The sequence below is a fragment of the Nocardia sp. NPDC004604 genome (assembly GCF_040609795.1).
In the GTDB taxonomy this organism is placed as follows: domain Bacteria; phylum Actinomycetota; class Actinomycetes; order Mycobacteriales; family Mycobacteriaceae; genus Nocardia.
Map to the genome: position 1 here is coordinate 1 of NZ_JBEXLC010000030.1, position 22444 is coordinate 22444.

At 65.2% G+C, this 22444-nt stretch carries 22 protein-coding genes, 1 tRNA gene and 1 pseudogene; 8 read left to right on the forward strand and 16 right to left on the reverse strand.

Annotated features, from left to right (window positions below; all coding sequences use genetic code 11):
- Positions 1-102: 102 nt before the first annotated feature.
- From ABZW16_RS13680 to ABZW16_RS13690, 3 genes are all read right to left on the reverse strand, one after another.
- Positions 103-2058, reverse strand: a complete 1956-nt coding sequence (locus tag ABZW16_RS13680; protein WP_354955579.1) for an MFS transporter — start codon at positions 2056-2058, stop codon at positions 103-105.
- A gap of 411 nt (positions 2059-2469) precedes the next feature.
- Positions 2470-2802, reverse strand: coding sequence for a transglycosylase family protein (locus tag ABZW16_RS13685; RefSeq protein ID WP_354955581.1), 333 nt, complete (start codon positions 2800-2802; stop codon positions 2470-2472).
- A 1168-nt stretch (positions 2803-3970) separates the two neighbouring features.
- Entirely contained in the window at positions 3971-5479 is a 1509-nt protein-coding gene (locus tag ABZW16_RS13690) for a DUF222 domain-containing protein (protein WP_354955583.1), read from the reverse strand.
- A gap of 122 nt (positions 5480-5601) precedes the next feature.
- On the opposite strand from ABZW16_RS13690, the gene ABZW16_RS13695 reads away from it, so the two are divergent.
- A tRNA-Ala gene (locus ABZW16_RS13695) sits at positions 5602-5677 on the forward strand.
- 715 nt (positions 5678-6392) lie between these two features.
- On the opposite strand, the gene ABZW16_RS13700 is transcribed toward ABZW16_RS13695, so the two are convergent.
- On the reverse strand, positions 6393-7235 hold the full coding sequence (locus ABZW16_RS13700; protein ID WP_354955585.1) for an alpha/beta hydrolase: 843 nt from the start codon (positions 7233-7235) through the stop codon (positions 6393-6395).
- A gap of 124 nt (positions 7236-7359) precedes the next feature.
- Between ABZW16_RS13700 and ABZW16_RS13705 the strand changes: the two genes are divergently transcribed.
- The gene (locus ABZW16_RS13705) at positions 7360-7956 is read left to right on the forward strand and encodes a TetR/AcrR family transcriptional regulator (RefSeq protein WP_354955587.1); all 597 of its coding nucleotides are present in this window, start codon (positions 7360-7362) and stop codon (positions 7954-7956) included.
- A 171-nt stretch (positions 7957-8127) separates the two neighbouring features.
- Here ABZW16_RS13705 and ABZW16_RS13710 read toward each other — a convergent pair whose 3' ends face one another.
- Both ABZW16_RS13710 and ABZW16_RS13715 read right to left on the reverse strand, forming a co-directional pair.
- The gene (locus ABZW16_RS13710; RefSeq protein ID WP_354955589.1) at positions 8128-9954 is read right to left on the reverse strand and encodes a reverse transcriptase domain-containing protein; all 1827 of its coding nucleotides are present in this window, start codon (positions 9952-9954) and stop codon (positions 8128-8130) included.
- 934 nt (positions 9955-10888) lie between these two features.
- On the reverse strand, positions 10889-11224 hold the full coding sequence (locus ABZW16_RS13715) for a hypothetical protein (protein WP_354955591.1): 336 nt from the start codon (positions 11222-11224) through the stop codon (positions 10889-10891).
- Positions 11225-11625: 401 nt separating this feature from the next.
- On the opposite strand from ABZW16_RS13715, the gene ABZW16_RS13720 reads away from it, so the two are divergent.
- Positions 11626-12087: a PPOX class F420-dependent oxidoreductase gene (locus ABZW16_RS13720; protein WP_354955593.1), complete on the forward strand. Its 462-nt coding sequence runs from the start codon at positions 11626-11628 to the stop codon at positions 12085-12087.
- A gap of 85 nt (positions 12088-12172) precedes the next feature.
- Here ABZW16_RS13720 and ABZW16_RS13725 read toward each other — a convergent pair whose 3' ends face one another.
- The gene (locus ABZW16_RS13725) at positions 12173-13519 is read right to left on the reverse strand and encodes a TerD family protein (protein WP_354955595.1); all 1347 of its coding nucleotides are present in this window, start codon (positions 13517-13519) and stop codon (positions 12173-12175) included.
- A gap of 757 nt (positions 13520-14276) precedes the next feature.
- Here ABZW16_RS13725 and ABZW16_RS13730 point away from each other — a divergent pair.
- Positions 14277-14879, forward strand: a complete 603-nt coding sequence (locus tag ABZW16_RS13730; protein ID WP_354955597.1) for a dihydrofolate reductase family protein — start codon at positions 14277-14279, stop codon at positions 14877-14879.
- An 87-nt stretch (positions 14880-14966) separates the two neighbouring features.
- Here ABZW16_RS13730 and ABZW16_RS13735 read toward each other — a convergent pair whose 3' ends face one another.
- From ABZW16_RS13735 to ABZW16_RS13745, 3 genes and pseudogenes are all read right to left on the reverse strand, one after another.
- Positions 14967-15377 (reverse strand): hypothetical protein, encoded by a 411-nt coding sequence (locus ABZW16_RS13735; protein ID WP_354955599.1) that lies wholly within the window; start codon positions 15375-15377, stop codon positions 14967-14969.
- Positions 15378-15591: 214 nt separating this feature from the next.
- Positions 15592-16083: a hypothetical protein gene (locus tag ABZW16_RS13740; RefSeq protein WP_354955711.1), complete on the reverse strand. Its 492-nt coding sequence runs from the start codon at positions 16081-16083 to the stop codon at positions 15592-15594.
- A gap of 19 nt (positions 16084-16102) precedes the next feature.
- A pseudogene (locus ABZW16_RS13745) lies at positions 16103-16570 on the reverse strand (hypothetical protein); the annotation flags it as partial.
- On the opposite strand from ABZW16_RS13745, the gene ABZW16_RS13750 reads away from it, so the two are divergent.
- The gene (locus tag ABZW16_RS13750; protein WP_354955601.1) at positions 16481-17395 is read left to right on the forward strand and encodes a LysR family transcriptional regulator; all 915 of its coding nucleotides are present in this window, start codon (positions 16481-16483) and stop codon (positions 17393-17395) included. The pseudogene ABZW16_RS13745 and the gene ABZW16_RS13750 overlap by 90 nt on opposite strands.
- 15 nt (positions 17396-17410) lie before the next feature.
- Here ABZW16_RS13750 and ABZW16_RS13755 read toward each other — a convergent pair whose 3' ends face one another.
- Positions 17411-17695: a hypothetical protein gene (locus ABZW16_RS13755; RefSeq protein WP_354955603.1), complete on the reverse strand. Its 285-nt coding sequence runs from the start codon at positions 17693-17695 to the stop codon at positions 17411-17413.
- Between the two features lie 172 nt (positions 17696-17867).
- On the opposite strand from ABZW16_RS13755, the gene ABZW16_RS13760 reads away from it, so the two are divergent.
- Complete coding sequence (locus tag ABZW16_RS13760) at positions 17868-18125, forward strand: hypothetical protein (RefSeq protein ID WP_354955605.1); 258 nt, start codon at positions 17868-17870, stop codon at positions 18123-18125.
- A 108-nt stretch (positions 18126-18233) separates the two neighbouring features.
- Positions 18234-18911 (forward strand): CPBP family intramembrane glutamic endopeptidase, encoded by a 678-nt coding sequence (locus ABZW16_RS13765; protein ID WP_354955607.1) that lies wholly within the window; start codon positions 18234-18236, stop codon positions 18909-18911.
- A gap of 13 nt (positions 18912-18924) precedes the next feature.
- Here the strand turns inward: ABZW16_RS13765 and ABZW16_RS13770 are convergent, their stop codons facing one another.
- The 3 genes from ABZW16_RS13770 to ABZW16_RS13780 are packed head-to-tail and all read right to left on the reverse strand — an operon-like array spanning position 18925 to position 20307.
- Positions 18925-19773 (reverse strand): class I SAM-dependent methyltransferase, encoded by an 849-nt coding sequence (locus ABZW16_RS13770; RefSeq protein ID WP_354955609.1) that lies wholly within the window; start codon positions 19771-19773, stop codon positions 18925-18927.
- Positions 19774-19783: 10 nt separating this feature from the next.
- Positions 19784-20128 carry a VOC family protein gene (locus ABZW16_RS13775; protein WP_354955611.1) on the reverse strand — a complete coding sequence of 115 codons (345 nt, stop codon included), beginning with the start codon at positions 20126-20128 and terminating at the stop codon, positions 19784-19786.
- A gap of 20 nt (positions 20129-20148) precedes the next feature.
- Positions 20149-20307 (reverse strand): ribbon-helix-helix protein, CopG family, encoded by a 159-nt coding sequence (locus tag ABZW16_RS13780; protein WP_062985155.1) that lies wholly within the window; start codon positions 20305-20307, stop codon positions 20149-20151.
- 138 nt (positions 20308-20445) lie between these two features.
- On the opposite strand from ABZW16_RS13780, the gene ABZW16_RS13785 reads away from it, so the two are divergent.
- Entirely contained in the window at positions 20446-21036 is a 591-nt protein-coding gene (locus ABZW16_RS13785) for a hypothetical protein (protein WP_354955613.1), read from the forward strand.
- A gap of 9 nt (positions 21037-21045) precedes the next feature.
- On the opposite strand, the gene ABZW16_RS13790 is transcribed toward ABZW16_RS13785, so the two are convergent.
- Entirely contained in the window at positions 21046-21783 is a 738-nt protein-coding gene (locus tag ABZW16_RS13790; protein ID WP_354955615.1) for an LppP/LprE family lipoprotein, read from the reverse strand.
- A gap of 147 nt (positions 21784-21930) precedes the next feature.
- Positions 21931-22347, reverse strand: coding sequence for a lytic transglycosylase domain-containing protein (locus ABZW16_RS13795; RefSeq protein ID WP_354955617.1), 417 nt, complete (start codon positions 22345-22347; stop codon positions 21931-21933).
- Positions 22348-22444 lie beyond the last annotated feature (97 nt).

A 22444-nucleotide genomic window follows, 5' to 3' on the forward strand; every position in this document is an offset into this window, starting at 1 on the left:
CCAACACCAATCCAACACCAACCACCCCAGGTGGGTCGCCACCACCACACAGGGGGGGGGGGGGGGCCCCCCCCCCCCCCCCCCCCCCCCCCCCACGACTTGCTATTCGGCTGGTTCCGGTTCCGGTTCTTCCTTGATCGCTGCGAGTTCGCGCTCGACGCGCTCGTCGTGCGCCTTCGCCTCCGCGGCGGCCTGCTTCGGGCTCCAATGTCCGGACATCAGGAATACGAACGGCAGGAATACGACCTGCGCGATCAGGCAGATCCACCACCAGCGCTTCCACTGTCCGGGCGAATCCTTGGCCGCCTGCTGCACCTCGGTGGCGTGGGCGGCCAGATATGCCTGGTCATCGACGGGGATGGTGCCGACCGACTGCAACTGCGCCGTCGCCTGCGTGAGCTTGGGGCCCACCTTGGCGGCGACGGCGAGATCGGCGGCCGGGAGCTGCTGGGTCGCCTGCAGGCGTGCGATGGCCTGGTCCACCGGGATGGCGAATTTCTTCGCGACCTGGCCGACCGCCGCGAGCCCGGCCGTGGCATCGGCCGGATTGGTGGACAGCGTCGCCAAGGTGGCCGGGTCGATCGCCTGTAGTGTCGCCAGCTCCTGCGGATAGCGGGTATTGAGGCCGATGGTCGTCTGGATATCGGCGGGTGACGCGCCGGTCAAGTTGGTGAGCGCCGCGACCTGTGCGGCCGGATCATTGGGGTTCTTCTGCAGTGCCGCGAGGGTGTCCGGGCCGACCGTCTGAATGGTTGCGAGCTGTGGACCGTACTTGTGCTGGATCTCGGCGAGGCGAGGACCGTAGTTGACCAGCGTGCCAGCGGTATTGATCACGATCAGCAAGCCGAACAGCACAATGGTGACGACGCCGCGTAGCGTGCCGCCCCAGACCGCGAGACCCACCGCGGTCGCGGCCGGATTCCGGTTCTCCACGGTCTCGGTGAAGCTGGCCATCCAGGTGGCGTAGGCGATGCCCGCGCCGACCGCGATGACACTGAGCCACAATGCGAACGTGTAGTACCCGGTGTCGGGCTTCTCCGTATAGCCGAGGAATACGAACAATCCGACAATGCTGATGAGCGCGCCGATGATCATGAACGGCTTGCGCACCTTGAGGTAGTCCGAAATGATGCCTGCCAGCACGAGCGCGATCGCATTGGCGATCCAATACCAATTTCCGAGGGCATTGGCCTTGGCCGAACTGAACCCGAAAATGGTTGCCATATAAACGGGTAGGAATGACACGATCGTGTAGAAGTAGGCGAGGAACAGGCTGATCGCCAGCGCCGAGCCGACGATATTGACGCGCAGCATCTGCCGCCATTGCCCTTGTTCCAGCGTGCTGACGTCCAGCCCGCGCGCCCGCGCTTCGATCAGCGCGCGGTCGCGCAGGGACACCATGATCTGGTCGCGCAGCGCCGGACTCAGTTCACGCAATCCGATCACCGCGAATACCGCGATGACCATGCTGATCACACCGCAGAGCCGATAGTGGTACTGCCAATCGGGATGGGCATCGAGGGTGTGCGTGGAGATCTCGGTGGTGATCAAGGCGCCGAGCACCGGCCCGAGGGTCCAGAAGCCCATGGCCGAGGCCCGGCCCAGCTGTGGGGAGAAGTCACGAATCAATGCCGGTGTGGCGACCAGTACCGCGCCCTCGACAATGCTCACCACGCAGTAAACGACGAGATAGGCCTCCTTGCTGGTGGTCGCGGGCACGGCGAACAGGGTGAGCAGGGAGCAGATCACCACGCCGTAGGCGACGATATTGGCTCGTCCCCAGCGGTCGAGCAGACCGGCGAGCACCGAGGCGGCCGCGCCGAATGCGGCACCCGCGATGAAGATCCCGACGAAGTACCGGAAGGATAGGTGGAAGTAGGCGATCAGCTCATTGCCCACCGCTCCGGTGACGAACAACTGGTAGTACAGCGCCACTGATGTGATGACCACCAGGGCCAGATACCAGGAGCGGGCGGGAGTATCGGGATAGTGCGGTAGCTTGCGCTGCCACAGCCCCGTCAGTAGGGTCGGCGGCTCAGCGGTCCGGGTCGAGCTCATGGTCGAGATGCCTTTCTAGCCACGGCATTTCGTAAGGAACCTGAACCGTCCGCGGGCCAGGACGAGTTGCCGGGTGGAAACAGGGTAGTGATATGGATCACTTACCGCAGGTGTTTCGGGCCATGAGACCGATTGATTGCGCAACTGAAATGCGCGGTACCGGTGAGCGGGACTGGTAGTTGACTGTGCGAGCGCGCGCGGGAATCGCGAATTCCACTATCACGGAGGGATGTTCGAATCCGATGTGGCGCGGGTGGTCAACGCGTATCGCTGGAAATAGTTGCTCGGTGTCCGGATGATTGCTGGAAATAGCTCCGGTGCTATCGATTTCAGTGGTGCGGAGTCCGGTGTGCGGGCCGACGACAACGGGGTCCGTGCCGCTGGCACGGACCCCGTTGGGGAGATCTGGGCTTACAGGTAGGCGCCGCACACGGGCCACGCACCCGGGCCCTGGGTGGCGAGCACATTCTCGGCGACGCGGATCTGCTCGTCACGGCTGGCGCCGCTCGGGCTGCCCGAACCGCCATTGGCGGCCCAGGTGCTCTGCGTGAACTGCAGGCCGCCGGCGAAGCCGTTACCGGTGTCGGTACCCCAGTTGCCGCTGCTCTCGCACTGGGCAACGGCGTCCCAGTTGTGGCCGGCGGCCGACGCGGTGGCGGTGGACAGACCGAACGGAACTGCGGCGATGGCACCGGCGACGGCGGCGATACCGAGGGCGCGGGTGAACTTGCGGTTCTGAGTCATGTGTTTTCCTGGCTGCGCCCGCTCGGCCCCGGCGGACTTACCGCCGTGTCCCTGCCCCCAGCGATGTCGGGGATCCTCGGAACCGCGGGGCAGGGTTACCGGCGTTCGGCGGTTCGCGTTCGAGCCCGTCTCGTTGATCAGGGCTGTCGACGACGGTAGCGAAGAATTCGCCGCAGATCACGTAGAGATAACGTCCGAATTGCCTGAAGCGCAGAGCCAGGGTTTTTGATATTCCCGCAGTTCGAATGGGTAAAAATGTATATCTGCGGTTGGTCGTGATAGTTACGTTATGTGTTCGGGATCACTGTGAAATAGTGACCTGCATCGCGTTTTCGCGGCGATTCCTGGGATGAATGTCCGATTCGGCAGCGGCTTCAGATGGCCCCTCGCTGTTACACATGGTGCAGCAGTCATCTGCCGGGGTAATTGTGAATCCAACACACTCCGATTCACGGGTCCGATCAAATCGAGTATTCCGGTGTGGAGACTGGTTTGGCGCCGCCCGACAGAAGCGGCAGAGCGCTGTCGATGCGATACCGGAATCGGGCTCGTAGCGGGGCTTCTAGGGCCCTGATGCCCGACAAGGCCGGGTGAGCACGACTCTGACGTGCAATCGAGCGTGCGTTGTAGCGAACGACGATGCGAGGTTGTGGCACCGCCTGGGCGGCCCTGACCAGCCGTAAGCCGTACCAGGGCAGCCGCACGGATGTCGGGGACCAGCCGTGCGCCCGTTGTGTGTGGAGTCATGATGGCTGCTGGGTGGTGGTGGGTTGCGGGCTGTGGGTGGGCATTGGGGGTGGTCGTGGCGGATTTCATTCGTGACCGAGGCGGCGGAAGTCGGGGCGGGGTGCCATTACGGCGGACCTGGTGATCGGGCGGGACGGACCGGGATCGTCAGAGACGTGCTTCGTTCGGTTCGGATCGGTGGTGGCCGGTGTACTGGGTGACGGAGCCGCTGCCGCGGTGGCTGTCGCTGTCGAACCGCGATGGCGGTGGGGGTGGTGTCAGTTGCTCAGTGCTCGTGCAGTGGTTGCCGAGGCGTTGGGGCTGGTTGTGGAGGATCCAGCTGCGACCCAGACGGCGGAACTCGGGGGGAGATTGTCTGATGGACCCGGTGGTGACCCCTGCGGTGGTGATTGCGTTGGCCCGCGATGGCCAGCAGGGGGTGTCAGTCGCTGGGGGCTCGGGCTGGTTGTGGTTTGTCGTCGGGGATCTCGTCTTCGGGGCGGATTCGGCGTAGTTGGCCGTGTATGACGATGTAGCCGTCGAGGGGGTAGGCGATGTCTTCGGCGGTTGGGCGATCGGCGAGGCGGCCGGGGATTGTCGCGGGTGCTTCGTTCGGCTCGGATCGGTGATGGCCGGTGTATGGGGCGGGGGCGTCGGCGTCGGTGTCTGGGAAGAGGTAGCGGGCGCCTTCGCGGACCGTGGTGTGGATATCTCCGGTTGGTGCGGTCCATTGCAGGCGGTCGAGGTCGGCGCGCCAGGTGCGCCAGGGGAGTCTTTCGTTGTCCGCCAACGTCTTCAGGCGATGGTGGCGGGTACACAGCACGGCCAGGTTGGTGCGTATGGTTCGTCCGCTGCGGTCGGGCCGCCGGTCGTTGGCGTGATTGTGGTCCAGTTCGGATTCCGCGGCGGGCATGACGCAACCCGGAAAGCGGCACATACCGTCCATCGCGCGCACCTCACGTTCCAGTCGCGGCGATGGCCGCCATTGCACCGCCTCCTCGGCCGCGGGCGGGTCGTCGGCGGCGGCCGAGCGCTCCGGAATCACTTGGAAGCGCGCGTGTTCGGCCAGAATCCGGGCCAGCGCCGCATCGATCGGCCCATACCCGGCGAGAAAAGCCGGTGCCTCCTGAATGCCGAGCAGGGTATCCGCCGGAATCCCGATCTGGATCAAGGGCCTGCGCGGCTTCTCGATCGGCACCCCGAACTTCGGACACCGCGTACCGCGCCCGCAATGGCATCGCAGCCGCCCCGACCCATCCGCCAAGGCCACCAGGGCATCGGCCCGCCGCTGCGGCATGCTCCGCGGATCCGATGCGCACACCTGCAGACCCATCTCCCGCAACCGCATCGCAACCGTCTGCGCACCCGGTGCGGGGAGCAACCCGTCGAACACCGCCATGTCGTCCTGCACTGCCCGCAGCCGCACATCCCGCTCGTCCTGGCGCAACTCCCGCCGTCGCTGCGTCCCGCCCGGATCCAACCGCGCCGCCCACCGCCGCGCCGCCTGCCGCAGCCGCATCGAATTGTTCCGCCCTGCCGCATCCAGCAGCCGCGGCTCGAGAACATCCAGCACCTCCCTCGCCACCGCCCGGGTGTTGTCCACGATCACCCGCACCTTCGCCAGATCGATCCGCCCCGCGGCAAACGCCGCCCGCGTCTGCGGCAATGAATCCTCCAGTGCCAGACCGATATCGATCAACGCCCCCGCCGTGCCCTCGTCGACCTGCAGAGCCACGGCGGCCTCACTGGCCGCGAACTCCCCGGCCCGCACCCCGCCGGGCCCCGGCTCCGCACTCTCGGCCCGATGCCGCCGATACAACTCCCGCACCGCGAACACCTCGGCGGCCTGCGCCATTGCCGCCCGCCCGTGCGCCGCCCGAAGGGCCTCGATCAGCCCCTCGTCACTCATGGCCCCGAAGTCCACGGATGAGAGATCATCGCTATCGAACATGTGTTCGATTCTAGGTTCGAACAATCCCTTCCGCTACCCCCGAATCAAGGCGATTTGGTTGCCGACATGCCAGTGGTGTAACTTCGTTCAGGCAGTCAGGGAAACCTGAAAGCAACCCATTCGGGGCTATGGCGCAGCTGGTAGCGCACCACACTGGCAGTGTGGGGGTCAGGGGTTCGAGTCCCCTTAGCTCCACCAGGTTTGCTATTGCGCAAACACTGCTCTTGGAGGCCTTGACCAGCGGTTTATCGCCGGTCAGGGCCTTTTTTGCGTTTGCGGTGGCAGCTGGTGCCGGGTGGGTGGTTGGGGGATGCGGAAGACGGGGACGACGGTGGTGGGGCCGCTGAGATATATAACGTGCGTCCGATCCCGCAACGCCCGATTCCGCACGATGGCGGCTGGTGACCCTGGTCGATGATCGCCATCACCGGCCCGTAGGGGGCACGGCCGGTGCCGGCAGACATGATCCGGATCTCTGGACCTTCCACCGTCAGAGAGTCCGGTTTGTGGAGCGTTAGGCCCGCAACGCAGCAAAGCCGCAGGTCAACGACCCGCGGCTTTGCAGTGTTCATGTAGTTATCCGAACCGTTTCCCTGCTGCGGCCGGCACAGTCGGAGCGAAGTTGTGTGTCCGTACTGCTTGGACAGCAACCACTTCGATATCGGCCTTACCGCCATGATCGACGGCTTTGCCCATCACCTCGGCCCGGCAGACCGGCCTGACAGCTGACCGACTTCCCCTGTGCTCCAGGAGATTTCACCCATGCATACTGCTGCCTCAACAGTGCGGCCAGGAAGTCGCGGCCGAACCGCCGACCAGGCCGAGTGCGGGTGGCGAGCGGGTCCGCACGCCTTCTTCGAATCGCTTGCGGACGGCCAGATGGTTCACCCGGCCGGCCCTTCGCGTTCCGCGGTCAGGCTTTCACGAAGCCCAGGAGCGCTGTGTTGACCTCGTCGGCATGGGTCCACAGCAGGCCGTGGGGCGCGCCGTCGATTTCGACGTATTCCGCGTGCGGGACCAGTGCTGCGAACCGGCGGCCCGAGGCGTCCACCGGCAGGATGTTGTCCTTGGTGCCGTGCAGGATCAGTGTCGGCAGTTGGGTGGTGCGCACGGCATCGACATCGGGGCGGAAGTCCTCGATCCATGCCGGGACGACGGCGTAGGCGGCGACCGGTGCGCTGGTGGTGGCGGTATTCCAGTTCGCCCGGACGACCTCTTCGCTGATGCGTGTGCCGAGCGTCTCGTCGAGGTTGTAGAAGTTCTTGTAGAACTGCGTGTACCAGGCGTAGCGGTCGGACCGCGCGGCGGCGGCGATGCCGTCGAAGACCTCCTGCGGCACGCCCTCGGGATTGTCGTCGCGCTGCACCAGGAACGGTTCCAATGAAGCCAGGAATGCCAGCTTGGCGACCCGCTCGGGTCCGTAGTTCTTGATGTAGCGAGCCAGTTCGCCCGTGCCCATAGAGAAGCCGACCAGGATGACCTCGCGCAGGTCCAATGCCGTCAATACCGCATTCAGATCGGCGGCGAAGGTGTCGTAGTCGTACCCCTCGCCGACCTTCGACGATCGCCCGAACCCGCGGCGATCGTAGGTGATCACCCGGAAACCGGCCGCCAGCAGTTCGCGCGCTTGCAGTTCCCAGCTGGCGCCGTCCAGCGGGTAGCCGTGGATCAGCACGACCGGCTGTCCGCTGCCGTGGTCTTCGTAGTACAACTCGACTGTGGTGCTGTTCTCGGTGCCGACGGTGATGAATCCCATGACTGACTCCTCGCGACTCGATTGTGTGGACGACTTCGACCTCATCGTGGAGAACGATCGTTCTCCACGATGTCTGCTAGGTTAGAGAACGTGCGTTCTCGGCGCAAGCGAAAGAGAGCATGATGTGACTCACACGGTGCAGCGTCCTGTCGGCGACGTGCGTGAGCAGGTCATCAGGGCTGCCGACACGCTGTTCTACGAGCGGGGAATTCAGTCGGTGGGCATGGACGCGGTGCGGGAGGCGGCTGGCGTGTCGCTCAAACGCATCTATTCGCTGTTCGGCTCGAAGGACGACCTGATTGCGGCGGTGCTGCGGCACCGGTCTGCCATGTGGGACGACGGCCTGGCGTCGGCAGCGCGGCCGACGATGACCGCGCGAGAGCGGTTGCTGGCGATCTTCGATTTCCTCGACGCATGGTTCCGTGCGCCGGACTTCCGGGGCTGCGCGTTCATCAACGCCTACGGCGAGTTGAGTTCGGGCTCACCGGCTGTGAGTGAGGCGGTGCGGGCGCAGAAGGACGCCTTCGGCGAATACGTCGCCCGCCTGGTCGCCGAGGCCGGCGCCCCACCTGAGCTGGCACCCCAAATCGCCATACTCGCCGAAGGCGCCCAAACCACCGCGGCCATCGCGGGCACCCCGGCCCCCGCACGTCAGGCCCGAGCCGCAGCGCAAACTCTGCTGGACGCCGCATCGGCAAACGCTCGGCACGGCACCGACTGATTCGTCGGCGACTGCCCCAGGGATGTCGAAAGCCTCACCGGCAGCTTGTGCACCGTCCGCGTAGTACTGGACCTTCGCGAAACCCGCTGCCGCCGCTGGGTAGGCCGTCGACGAGGTGGCCGCTGCTGCGGCTCCTTTTCCGACGGCCCCCCTCCGAACCGGGCGTGCGACTTATGACCGCACCCGGCTCTCCAGTGCCGGTTTCCGTGAATCCTGCCGATCCGAACATCCGGCGTGGATGCCGACGTGGCAGTCACGGCAGACGATCAGGGTTTTGCGGCGGCGTGAAGCCATCTGCTCGACCCATTCGGGCCTGTCTGCCCGCTTTCCGAAGCGGAGGTCGCTCAAACGCCGAATGTGGTGCACTTCGACGTCGGTGTGCGCGCTGCAAAGCTCGCAGCGACCGACTATGAGCCTGCCGACGAGTTCTGCTGGCCGCTTCCTCCAAATCTTCGGAAGATCTTCTGTGAGAGGTGCTTTCGTGATCCGTTGCCGGGCCAGTGAAACCCCGCCCCATCGGGCAACTAGGGCTTTCTTCCCGGTCCCGCGTTCGACCGTGACCTGTAATCCCCGCCGACGGCCAGCGGGTGTTGGCCAGGTGGCGCGGTAGCGGTTCCAGACCTTGTTGACGCTGATTTTGTTCTTGTGCCCCAGCGTCTTGGTCAATGACCGCTCCATCATCCACCGCAGCAGGCCGAGGCGGTGCCGGTTGTAGGCCAGCCGGTAATACTCCGCGATGCCCCGGAACTCGGACTGATACCGTGCCACGATCCGGAAATCCGAATCATGCGCACGAGCCAGCAGAGCCGCCGGTTTACCACGGCGCATATAGGGTTTGCATTTGTCCCGCACGACGTCCATCGGCATTTTCAGACCGATCTGCCCGTTGATCGAGCGGTGACCGTTCCGGTCGCGTTTGGCATCATCGTGGTGGACCACGATCTCATAACCGAGGAAACGAGCGGCCTGAGTCCGCCCGTGTGTGATCAGGGTCTTCTCCCCGGACAGCTCCAGTTTCAACTGATCCTGCAGGAACCGGGCGATGTCGTCCTTGATCTGCTCGGCTTCCCGCCGTGTTCCCGAGAACCCCAACAGCCAATCGTCGGCATAGCGGGCGTAATACAGCCGCCGGAAACCAGGATCGTTCGGATCGTGTGAGGGAAGCACCTGCAACTGACGCCGCAGTGGGCGTGCTTCATCCCGCAGTCCGCGTTTCTCCAGCTTCCAGGCAGCCTTGTGCACCCGCGTATACGGCAGATACGGCTTGCGCCGGGCTCCCTGGTTGAAGACGGGCAGAAGCGTCTTCTCGACAAACTTGTCCAACCGGTCCAGATAGATATTGGAGAGCAAGGGACTCAGAACACCCCCTTGCGGTGCGCCACTGAGTGTTTCGTGGTAGCGCCATTCCTCCAGATAACCAGCCTGGAGCAGTCCGTCGATCAACCGCAGGAAGCGATTGTCGTGAATGTCTTCGGCTAGAATCGAGTGCAGCACACCATGATCCAGCCGGTCGAAACACTGGGAGATATCTCCCTCGACGAACCACGTCACACTACCCCACGACCGAGATATCTCCGCCAACGCTGTGTGACACCCTTTTCCGGGACGGAAGCCGTGGGAGCGGTCGGAAAACCGTGGCTCGTAATACGATTCCAGCAGGGAGCGGATCACTTCCTGCAACAGTTTGTCCGACCACGACGGTAGACCCAGCGGCCGGGTCTTCCCATTCCTTTTGGGAATGTGGATTCGCCGGGCCGGAGTCCATCGATAGCGCTCGTCTCGCAGCGCGTCGATGATCGCCTGAATCTTCTTCAAGCTCATGCCATCCACGGTCTCCGCGGTGGATCCGGGTGTCATCGCACCGTCGTTACGGTAGATCTTGCCGTAGGCCCGCAGATACAACTCCGGATTGAACAGCTGCCGATACAACCGCTCCAGTGGCAATCCTCTCTTTCCGCGTTCATGAATGACCTCCATCAGGACTTCGGCTCTCTGCATTACGCATACCTCGTCTTTCCGGACAATCTCGACACCTGTGCCACTTGGCCCTGTAAGCGGCTTTCCCGCTCTCCCTGGTGGGGCGTTACTCCCACGACTACTATTGGCACTCCGTCACCATGGGGCTCGCGCCCGGTAGGTGATCCCGAATTCCTCTTGCGCTGGACGTATCGAGTGCGACGTAGGCGGCCCGTCCGTTCCCTTGAGTGAGCTCGTTGCCCACCGCCCACCAGCCGGAAGGTTGGGGCGAAGCAAAGGGGATTCGCCTGATGCTGGTGGCTCCGCTCCGGGCGTTGTATGTCGGAGGATGCACATTTCCATCTCCGGGAACTGGGCTTCAAACAGTCTGGTCTTCGCCATATCACACGGGTCTTGCGCGGCAGCACCATAAACGCCTTCACAATGCTCTACGCTTTCCCGCCATGCTGTTGTCCCCTCGCGCTTTCGCGTCCAGGTAAGACGGGCGACCCAAAGGTCTTCTCCTTCCGAACCTCTACTCTCTGCGAGAGTGATCCAACGCCGAGTGAGACGGCGCAACTTCGCCATGTGACCGGCTCTCCCGGACTCGGACTACTACGGCGGCTCCGCCCCACCCGCCCCGTTCAGCGGGTCGATAGAGGCCGAGGTGTCGTGACGTGTGCTGGCAGTGCGTGCGCACGGTCTGGAGCGGTTCTTCGATGGCCGGGAGTGATAGAAGCTGTCGCCGGCGCGGCAGGGACTCAGGGGGTGCGGGCCTCGAGATGGGCCCGTTCACCCAGAGCCGCAACCGCGCAGAGGGTGAAGCCATCCTCGACGCGAGCGCGCAAGTCATCGCCGAATGGCTGATGAACTGACCGCCCTCCGCGCACCTGATCCACCCCAGCACACCGGTCGGTGACGCCTCCACGGTTGCGGGAGGGGGGTTTTCGGGTCTTTCCGGCGTCGATGCCGCGGGCTACCCGGTTGGCTCGAAGCGCACGGACAGGGCCTGCACCCCGGCCGGAGCATTCCAGATGAGATCGACACCCGCTATCTCGGATCTCGCACCGCACGCGGAATCGCCGAACAGGTAGGCCCGGTCGCTGGTGCCGTTCTCGAAACGCACTGTGGCATCCTGTAATTGGATACAGGCGCCACTGTCCGGCCGTTCGATCGACAAGATCTTTCCCGCCGCAGTGACGTAGGAGGCCCGGCCAATGGCCGCCTGCGCGGTACCGGGCAGCAGCGCGAGCAGTGCGAGCGCCGCGATGCCCGCGCCGGCGGCCTTGCCGAATTCACTTGGCAATCCCATGATTCCCTCTCTCGGCCGCCGCCCGGCCGACCACACTGATCGATCCCGCTCTAGCGTGTCAAATATGTTGGGAGACAACGATTGTCAACATTATCACTGATGGCCGGATCGCTAGCGGTGGGCGAGAATCACCTGCCCGGGCCATAACTGGCCGGGCCAGGTGCGGGGTGAACCCGGTGCGCGACCAGGTTGACCGGGACTCGAGGCGATCGGGATTCGGATCCGGCGGCGCTGCGCCACAACCGGTTCCCGACCCGAAATCTGCAGGTGAGACTCTTGATGGCGACGGTTGCAGCGCGACCAGTGTGCCCGCGGCGGTCGGAGCGGTGTGGTCTATCGATGTGACACGATGACCGGCGACTGCGTTTTGTCCCTGGCATTGCCACGACAGGAGCCCGACCATGCCACGTATTGCCGCCGCCGACCGGGTCGAACGAGCCGAACTGCTGGAATTCCTGCGTACTCGCCACCGCGGCGTCCTGGTCACCAACCGCGGCGACGGCCGCCCGCAATTGTCGCCGGTAACCTGCGGGATTGATCCCGAGGGCCGCATCGTGGTGTCGACCTACCCGACCCGCGCCAAGGTCGGCAACGCGCGACGGGACCCGCGCGTGTCGATCTGCGTGCTGTCCGACGACTGGAACGGCCCCTATGTACAGGTCGATGGCCGCGCCGAGGTCCTGGACATGCCGGAGGCCCTCGACGGTCTCGTCGAATACTTTCGCGCTATCTCCGGCGAACATCCGGACTGGGCCGAGTACCGCGAGGCCATGGCACGGCAGAACAAGTCGCTGTTGCGCATAGATATCGAACGCTGGGGACCTGTTGCGACGGGCGGCTTCCCGCCCGAACTCGCGGACTGAGACGGTCGATCACCTCTTGGATGGCGATGCGCCGCGGCAGTTCGATCAGATCTCGGTGCAATCGGCGGGCTGGCACCGTGGCTGGTCATCGGGCGGTGATGAACCGCCCCAGTTGCGGTACCGCTTCACCGGGGTGTTTGGCTTGGAAGCCTTCGCCTAGTGCCTGCAGTTTCCACTCCCCGCCGACGCGGAAGACCTTGGCCATCGCGATTGCGGTGAATGCCATGCCCCCGGTCAGTGAGTATCGGGCGAGCTCGACATCGGTGGTGCTGTCGACCAGGCGGCAGAACGCATTGGTGACCTGTTCGAAGGTTTGGCCCTGGTAGGAGGTTACGACGAACAGCAGGGTGGTGATGTGGGCCGGGATCCGGGTGAGGTCGACCAGGATCACTTCGTCGTCGCCCTCGCCTTCGCCGGTGAGGTTGTCGCCTTGGTGGCGGATGGATCCGTCCTTGGAGGTGAGTTGACCGTAGTAGGCGACATCAACCAAATTCGCCTCGGCGAACAGAGCCACCCAGGCGTCGAGATCGATCTCGATCGTGCGACCGCCGAACAATCCGCCCTTCTTGACGGGGTCCCAGCCCAGACCCATCCGGATATAGGTCAGCGCGACACCACCGTCCTTGCGGAGCGTGACGCGCTGCCCCTTCGCCAGGCTGACCGGACGGTTTTTGGAGAGACTGACCTCGCCTGGCGATGGCCGATGGCCTTGGCCCGGCCCCGCAGAGCCGGGAGCTGGCGTCGGAGGATAGCCACCTTGGGGGTGATGGCCGGTCGAAGGCGGGTGGGACGCTGCGGGCGGATGCTGCTGCCTCCGAGTGGAATTCATCGGATCGGCGGTTGGCGGCGGGTAGCTCGGCGCGGGTTGTGCGGGGTAGCTGGGAGCAATGGGCGGCGCTGGCGTGTGTGTGGTGGTCGGCCGGGGTGCGTCGTCGACGGTCACGCCGTGGTCGGTGACCAGGGCGGCGAATCCACCTGCGTAGCCCTGTCCGACCGCGCGGACCTTCCAACCGCCCTGGCGGCGGTACAGTTCCAGGGCGATCACGACGGATTCGGTGCTCAGACCCTCGATCCGGTACTCGTACAACCGATTACCGCGAGTATCGGAGACGATTGCCGATGGTGCGGCGATGCGACCGAATCGACTGTTCGCATCATCAAGAGTGATCACCGCCCGGATCTGAGCGATATCCGTTGGCACCCGATGCAGTGACACGGCCAACGCGGCGGGCCGACCGGGTTCTATCGACTGCAAGCGAACACCAGAACCGGTCGGCTGATCGAAGAACACGAAATCCGCGTCAGAGCGAACTTTCCCGGCCTCGGTGACCAGCAGCGCTGACACCTCCGCCGGCGCGGCAACCTGCACCGAGACCACCACATCGGTCACCGTCAACGGGCCGTTCTGGCCCTTCACCAGTGTCGCGGACACATCCGGCCCCTTCACCCGTCACTGCACTCTGCTACCAACTCTACGAGAAATCCTCCTACCGCGGCCGACCACCGGTGATGACCGAACAACTTTGGCGCGCGGTTCGTGCTCGGGGCCAGTGCGGTGCGAATTGTCGGCTGTGAGTGCGAGATTCGGCGGGTCGTGATCGCCGCGGGACAGGCCTCGGCTGTGGTCCCGGACGCCGCACATCTTCGGGCCGCGAGCCCGGTGCCGTCGAATCGATAAGCCCACCAAAGGTACTCGCGAACATCTAGAATCGAGGGCGTGGACTTTCTGTTGACGAGCATCGGGATAGTCGGCGTGCTCGTGCTCGGCGGTGCGGCCTGGATGGCGTTCCTCGTCCTGCAACGCCGTAAGTAGGAATATCGCCGCCACATCGACCTCGACCCTAGCGCGAGCGTCATGGTGAGCCGCTGGTCACTGGAAGCGAAGTGCTGCTTCTGTACCTCCGCCGTGTGGTCCCAGTGGCTGGCGGGGGATTCGCCGGGGCTCAGCTTCTGCACCATCGACCTCCATGTCAGTGACGCCGGATCCCGGGTTGCCGGAGCACCATCCGGTCGAGAACACCTTCAGGTGCGCCCTGCACCGCCGCCATGCGGATCAGGCCGTGCGGTCGAGATCGCTGTCGCAGGCATCGCGGCGCATCAGCGGCCATATCGCCCTCCGCGCCACCGATGAATTTCGGGCTCTTCGGCCGTCACCTACTTCGAACCATCCGTACAACCAGGAGTGCGCCATGCGCAAGGTGATCACAGGAGCCAGCATGTCGGTCGACGGCTATATCGCCGGACCCGAGGAGAGCGGCTTCGAGCATTTGTTCGCTTGGTACAGCGCTGGCGATCACGAATTCCCCAGTACCCACCCGGAGATCCCGTTCCGGCTCACCGAGGTCGACTATCAGCACCTGCGCGAGCACGTCGGCAGTCTGGGAGTCTTCGTCGTCGGCAGGCGACTGTTCGACCTCATCGACGGCTGGGGCGGTATCCACCCGCTCGATCGGCCGATAGTCGTTGTCACGCATACCATTCCGCGCGAATGGATCGACGAGCACCCCGGCGCTCCGTTCACCTTCGTCACCGATGGCGTCGAATCGGCGCTCGAGCAGGCATCGAAGGTGGCCGGCGGCAAGGCCATCGCCGTCAACGCCGGAACGATCGCCCGCCAATGCCTGGAGGCGGGGCTGCTCGACGAGATCCACATCGATCTGATCCCGGTCGTGCTCGGCGGCGGGACCCCGTTCTTCGACCACGTCGGAGCCGGTCCACACCTGCTCGACGATCCGACCGTCGTGCTGGGCGAGCGCGTCACCCACCTGCGCTACCGGGTCCGCAATAGCTAGCGCAAAACCCGTCTGCGCCACCGACAGTCGCATCGACCTGCCCAGTGGCTGTCGAACCGCCTGCCGATACGCCGCCGGGGTACGGCCCTACCCGAGCGTGACCTTCTTGGCCTGCCCGGAGACGACAGTGTCGTCGCGATCGACCAGCGCGACCCGCACTTGCACCGTCTGCCCCGCCGACAATGGCGCATCCCGACCGGCGGCTCCGGCGAGGATGATCACGGCGGAATGCTGGGCTCCGTCGCATGTGACGGCATTCTGTGCGCCGGTGGCCGAGGGACTGTCTGCGTTGGGATCGCCCACCATTGCCTTGATGGCGGTCACTCCTGCCGATGCATCGCAGCTGTAGTCGACCCCGATATTGGCCGGGCCGACGCCGCTGACGTCGATGTTGTTGGCGGCCAGAGCGGGAGCAGCGGTCGATATTCCGGCCAGCCCCAGCACGCCGAAGACGGTCGCGATAAGGGCAGGACGTCGGTAGTTCCGGAAAGTCATCATGGATCTTCGTCCTCCTGCGTAGGTGGAAGTAGATCGCGGAACACACTCAAAAGACGGCACGGCGCTCACCGCGCCGCACTCCATGTTCCCTCACCGCCGTCCACGGCACAGAACTTCTCGAAGATCTATCCGACATCGGCCGTGACGAGCCGGTGCGAGCGCTCGAAGATCACCAACCCCGCGCGTCGGCAGTTCAGATTCATGTGATGGCTGATTACCCTGCCGCCGAGCGTGCCTGTCCACGTCGCGACAGCAGCGACTGCAATACGACGAGCGCGCCGAGGACGAGTACGGTCATGCCGATCGCCCGCAGTCCGAAGTCCGTGCCCGAGACGAATGCGGTGATGACATCGTTGGCGCGGTCGGGTGTGGTGGTCGCGAGTGCCCGGGCCACGGTGTGCGGATCGTGGTCGGTGCGGATGTCCAGCGGTAGTGCGGCGAAGAACCGGGCGGTGAACAACGTGCCGATGACGGCGACGCCGAGGGCGCTGCCGAATTCGCGGGTGGTGGCCTGCAACCCGGCTCCGACCCCGGCCTGGTCTGGTGGGAGCGAGCTTGCGATGGCTCCCGAGAGTGTCGGAAGTGCAAGCAGCACACCGACTCCCGTCACGAGGAGCCATGCGGCGTAGGCGAGGTAGGGCGTCTGTGCGTCGCTCGTGGAGAGCCCGAGTAGTTCCGCCCGACAGGATCGCCCCGCCGCCGACATTGCCGACGACTCCGCCGATACCCGTCATCGATGCCCAGACGGCGATCGTCGCGCTCTTGCGTTCGACGGGGACGGCGTGCAGCAGAACGGCGAGCGTATTGGGCAATACGGCGGCGGCGCCGACACCTGTGATCGCACGGCCGGTGAGCAGCAGTGCCACATTCGGTGCCGTCGCCGACAGCAGCGCGCCGACCGCGAACAGCCCGAGGCCGACGAGCAGGATCCCGACGCAGGCGCACATGGCCGCGAGCAGGCCGCGCTGCGTGCCGGGACGGGCCGACGGGTCTCGCGAGGTCGGAGCGGTCGAGATGTTGTATGACATGGCTGCGACGCTATGAACCAGCGCGGTCTCCGCGCCACGCAACTTCAACAAGAGATCCTTGCGTACGGTGCAACTATGCCCGAGCAGCTCGATCTGAATCTGCTGCGCGTATTCGACGCGCTGCTCCAGGACGGCAGCGTCACGGCCGCCTCCGAGCGCCTGCATCTGTCCATCCCGGCGACCAGCCGGGCGCTGGGTCGGTTGCGGCGGGCGATGGGTGACCCGATTCTGGTGCGTGCGGGTCGCGGGATGGCCCCGACACCATTCGCGCTGCGCACGGCGCCGCGGGTGCGGTCACTGCTGGACGAGGCGTCGGCACTGATCAGCGCCGACCGCGAGATCACGGTCGCGGAACTGAAGCGCACCTTCACGATTCGCATCAATGACGGTGTGGCCGCGACCCTGGCGGCCGAAGCCACGGCCGCATTCGCCCCCGGCGTGACACTGCGCTTCGTCACCGAGGGCAGTGAAAGCAACGATGCCCTTCGCGACGGCTCGGTCGATCTGGATATCGGCACAGGCGAAGCGGCGCCCGACATCCGGACGGCCGTGCTGTATCGCGAACGAATAGTCGGGATCGTCCGCGCCGACAGCCCGCTCGGTCGGCACCGCCGCCCGACGCTGGCGCAACTGTGCCAGCATCCCCACGTCTCGGCCTCCCGCCGTGGCCGCGCTCGCGGACCACTCGACGACGCACTCGATGCCGTGGGCCTGCAACGCCGCGTCGCCGCCGTCGTCCCCACCTTCGCCGTCGCCGCGCTGCTGGTCGCATCGAGTCAATACGTCGGGCTCGTCCCGCAGCGCCTCGCCGAACAATACGGCCGGGCCCTCGGCCTGCGCTGGTTTCCCATCGCCGCGGCCCTGCCGGCAGTCGAAGTGCGGCTGGCCTGGCATGCACGACTCGACGCCGACCCGGCACAGCGCTGGCTGCGCGACACGATTCGTGATGCGCTCGGCTCGCCCGGCGATCCGGTGGGCCGCCAGGGGTGATTCAGCACGTCATCGCTATGAGGGGCCAGGGGAGGGCAGAGTGGTCGGTCGGACCAGCGGGCGCCCGCGTGGCCGGATGAGCACTGCTCCACGTGGACCGAGGTCGGAGCGATCGGTGTATTCGCTGGTGAGGGGCTCGATGTGGAGCGGCCACGACGCGGCGGCCTGTTGCTTCCAGTGGCGGGGGTCCAGGGTGAGCGGGGTGAACCATTCGCCGATGACGTCGAATGTTGAGCGGTCGGGCGTGAGCCACTGGTGTGGCATACGGCGGCCCGGCTCCGTGGTGGGCACGTAATCCATGCCGGTGTCGGATGGTTCGGGCGGCGATCATGACCGAAACCCGGATCCGACGCTCACAGCTGGCACAAATGTTGCTCACATTCCGGACAGAGGTTGGGGCGCAACGATTCTCGCGTCGGCACGAGATGTCGGCCGACGGTTTCGGATCGAGATGCACCCTCAGGAGGAATGTATGGGAGTTAAGTCGAAGCTGGTGACGGCTGCCGCGGCCGGTGTCGTGGTATTCGGCGCGCTCGGCGTCGGCGCTGGTGTCGCGAACGCCGACCAGCCCCAGGGACCGGACTCCGGACAGCAGTGTCCGCCGCCGCCCGGTGACCACCAGGGCCCGCCTCCTGGTGACCGTCAGGGCCCGCCGCCCGGTGACCACCAAGGCCCGCCGCCGGGTGATCAGCAGGGCCCGCCGCCCGGATGCCAGCCGCCCGCACAGTGATCTGAGACCGCGGCCCTATGTCCGGCAAGGGCATAGGGCCTTTTCTCGCGCTGCATCCGGTTGCGTTCGACACGAGCGGTGAGCTGGCCGGGGAACTATGGTGTGGTCGTGCGGATTCGACGGTGGCGCCGGGTTTATCTGGGCGCCGAGTATGCGGCACTGTTCTTCGGCGGGGCGACCGCGTACAACGCGGTATTGCGCGGCAGGCCTCCGATTCCCGCATTGCTCGCGCTGGCGTTGGGGGTTTCCGGCTACCTGCGGCGCTCGCCCGATTTCGACCGCGCCGCACTGTGGCGCACCGAGGCGCTGCCGCCGCAGGCGCGCTCGATGGCCGCGCTTGCGGGCGGGAACGCGCTGGCACTCACCGCGGCGGTCGCGCTGGCGCGGCGGGACGACCTATTCGACCTGCCTCGGCGCAATCCTTGGCTGTGGCTGGCGGTCATGGTGCTGTATCCCGTGCTCAGCGTGTACCCGCAGGAGCTGATCTTCCGTTCCTTTCTCTTTCATCGGTACGCGCCGGTCTTCGGCGAGGGCACCGGGCTGGTGGCCGCGAGCGCCGTCGCGTTCGGATATGTGCACATCCTGTTCGGCAATTGGATCTCGGTCGTTATGAGCGGTGTCGGCGGCTGGATCTTCGCAACGCGATATTTGCGGACACAATCGCTGTTCACCGCTTCGGTCGAGCATTCGGTGTACGGAATGCTCATTTTCACCATCGGTTTGGGCCGATACTTCTATCACGGTGCCACGGGGATTCGGCAGGGTTCCCAGCTACCCGCGGGATGATCGCCGAATTCGGCTACGTCTTCGCCACCAGGATCTGCTCGGCGCTCGGGGGTCGCAGCCCATCCGTGCGCCCGGCGAAATAGAGCTGGGTCATGGCCGACGTCGAAATATGTTGCGCCGATGGGAAACCCGCGTCTTCGGCCAGTCCGATCAGCTGGTCGGGGCGGAACATACTGAGGAACGGGACTCCGCTTGCGCGCGCGGCATTCTCGACCGCCTGACGGATCGGGCGCTCCTCGTCGTCGAGCAGTTCCAAGGGCAACTGGAATGTCGTCACGAAGGTCGAACCGGGGGCGAGCGTCGCGAGATGACGCAGCGTCTGGATATTCGCCTCCCGGGTGAGGTACATGGAGACGCCCGTCGAGACCACCACCGCGCGCCGCTGTGGATCGAAGCCTGCGGAAATGAGCCGGTCCCACCAGGATTCGGTTTCGAAATCGACCGGCACCAGACGCAGCCATTCCGGAATTCCGAAACCGAGTTCGAGTAGCCGCTGGCGCTTCCACGCCTGCGGTCCGGCTTGGTCGACCTCGAATACCGTGAGGCGGGCCGCGATTTCGGGTCGGCGCTGGGCGAAGGTGTCGAGACCGGCCCCGAGGATGACGTACTGGTCGACACCCTGGGCGGCCTGTTCGATCACCAGATCTTCGACGAAGCGGGCGCGCGCCGTGACGCAGGCGCGGGAGAGCGCGGTCCGCTCGGGATCCATATCCGCTCGGTCGCGCCACCCCGGGGCCGGGTCGACCAGCCGAAGACCTACCTCGTCTTCGAGGACATGCGGCGATTGATCGAGTTCGATATGCAGAGCGCGCCACAGTGCGACCCGCTCCGCGGTGCTCTCGGGACCAATGATCTGCTGCACATGTACTCCTTCAGCCGAGCTTTCCGACCTGCAGACTCCAGATCCGTCCGTCGGGGTCGCGGACGGTCATTTCCTTTGTCCCGTAATGGGTTTCCTCGAACGGTGTAACCACCTCCACATCGCTGCCGGGCCGGAACGCATCGGGTTCGGTCACCGTCAGCACGAGTTGGGTCGACGGCGTCTCGCTCGCCGGAATCTCGGCGATGAAGACATAGGGTCCGTCGCCATTGCGGAACAGGCCGGAGTTGTGGTCGGTGGTGAATTCGGGTTCGAAGCCGAGCGCCATGAAGAATCGTGCCGTCTTGCCCCAGTTGTGGGTTTCGACGAAGACGCCCTGAATACCTTCTGTCGCCATATGGAATCTCCTTGTCGCGATCACGGTTGCTGGTCGTGGGTGTCGTCGAGGTAGCCGCGCAGTGCCTCGGCGACCAGGGCCGACAGTGACATGCCGGACTCGATCGCACGGAACTTCACCTGCTTGATCAGTCCGACCGGCAGGTACACGTTGAACTGCTTCACATCCTCGTCGCCCACCACTCGAGGCTAGCATGCTAGCAAACTAGTGTCACTTGTTGTGGTCTTGAACACGGCCGTGCTGCCGGGGTGGTGCAACGCCCCACATCGGCGGCGGGTCATTCGGTGGATCGGGGGGTGGCGCGATAACTTGATCGGGTGATCGAGAGTTCTTTATCCGCGACGGCTGGGGCTTGGCGGGTAGGTGACGGCGACCCGGTGTCATTGCGGGAGGCGACGGTGGCGTGGGCGATTGCCGCGCATGCCGAGCTGGCCGAGATTGCCACCGGGTACGGACATTTCATTACGGTCGGGGAGTTGGCCGAGCGGGTGCAGGACGTGTCGGGGGTGCAGACCGGGGCGCCGACGCGGACCTGGATGGCGGCCATTCTGCGCAAGGTCGCGCGGCGCTGCCACAATGCGGGCGAGCCGCCGCTGACCTCATTGTGCGTGCAGGACAACCACACGGTCGGCGACACCTACAAATACGTGCTCGAACTCGCGGGGCTACCGATCCCGAACGACCTCGAGTTGCATGCGTCCTACGCCCGGTGGCAGTGCTACGAGCACTACGGGGCCACCATGCCCGTCGATCTGGCCGTCCCGCCGCTCATTCCCAAGGTGGCGGGACGCCGTCACTCGGCGGGCGCGACCGCGCAGGAGGCCAAGCCGCAGCCGACCCGCCCGGCGGTATGCGCGCAATGCTTCATCCAGCTCCCCGCCAGCGGGACCTGCCAGTACTGCGTGTGACGCGCCGCCTCAGTTGTCCGGCGGGAATTGCCCGTTCGCTTGGACCGTGGTGCCGTTCAGGCTGAACGTCACCACACTGGGGCCGCCCTGTGGGCAGCACAGCGCATCGTCGGGCTTGGCCCATCGGTACTGGACCGAGACGGTGTCCTTGGTCTTGCCGAGAATTTCGGTGTAGCCGTACGGCTTTGACGTGGCGGTGCCGAGGTAGGTGCCGTTGGTGAAGAACAGAATGTGGCTTCCGGGATGAATTCCCTGCCATTCCACCTGCATCCACGACAGCACGCCCGAGCATCCCGCCTGAATCGGATCACCGCTTCCGCCCTGTACGACCCAGCCGCTACCGGCCGGTGGCGGCGCTAATTGAGCGACCGCGGAGGCGGCGAGTGCTGAGTTCACATCGAAGCACAGACCGTGTCCGCTGCCGTAGGGCCCGGATTCCGCCGGCGCGGAGGTCGTTACCGTTTGTGGACCGGCCGCGGGCTCGGGTGCGGCCGAAGGCTCCTGTGTCGCTACGGGTTTCGGATGCACTGCGGGCTCGGGTGCCGGTGCCGCCGGTGTCGCGGCTGGTTTCGGATCGGCCGCGGGTTGTGCACGATCGGTGGCGCCTGCCTGCACCACATTCGGCGAACTCGCCGACGGGGCGGATGCTGCGGTGACAACAGTCGGCGATGAGTTCGTGCCGCACCCAGCAGTGCCGATCGCAATGCTCGCCGCGAGCATGACGAACGCCGTTGACCTGATACCCATGGCTTCCCCTCGAGCTGATCGCAAACGCGAATTTCCCTGTGCCGCAACCAATTTGTGCACAGACAGCACATCGGACGAGTCGCGATCGGTGTTACCGGGGTAGTGGGAGAAACGTGCCCCGAATTATCGGGGCACTCGACGAGCGACTCAGTACCAGTGGTGTGCTTGCCAAAAGGCCCAGGCGCGTTCGGGGCTGCCGTAGCGCTGGATCATGTAGTCGTAGGTCCAGCGGATCTGGGTGAGCGGGTTGAAGCGCCAGTCCATGCCGTGGGTGGCCATCTTCTCCGGCGGCAGGGCCTGTCCGATGCCATAGGCGCCGGAGACCGGGTTGGTGGCGAAGGGGTCCCAACCGCTTTCGCGGGTGACGATCTTGTCGAACGAATCGAACTGGTGGGCGGGGACAACCGTCAATGCCAGAACCTTGGTGCTCGCGCGGACCAGTGAGAACGCGAACCCGGCCGATGAACCGGAGATTTCATCGTTGTCGGTGGTGGCCGCCGCGGGAGCGACGCAGATGAACGACATGCAGACAGTGGCGAGAACGGCGCTGATGATGCGTGACATCGACGATCTACTCCCTCCACATTCGGGACAGATGCGATAGTCAGCAAAGCACTAGTTACTGTGGCGGTGTCGCAGCCGCTCCGGCGTGTCCGGGAAT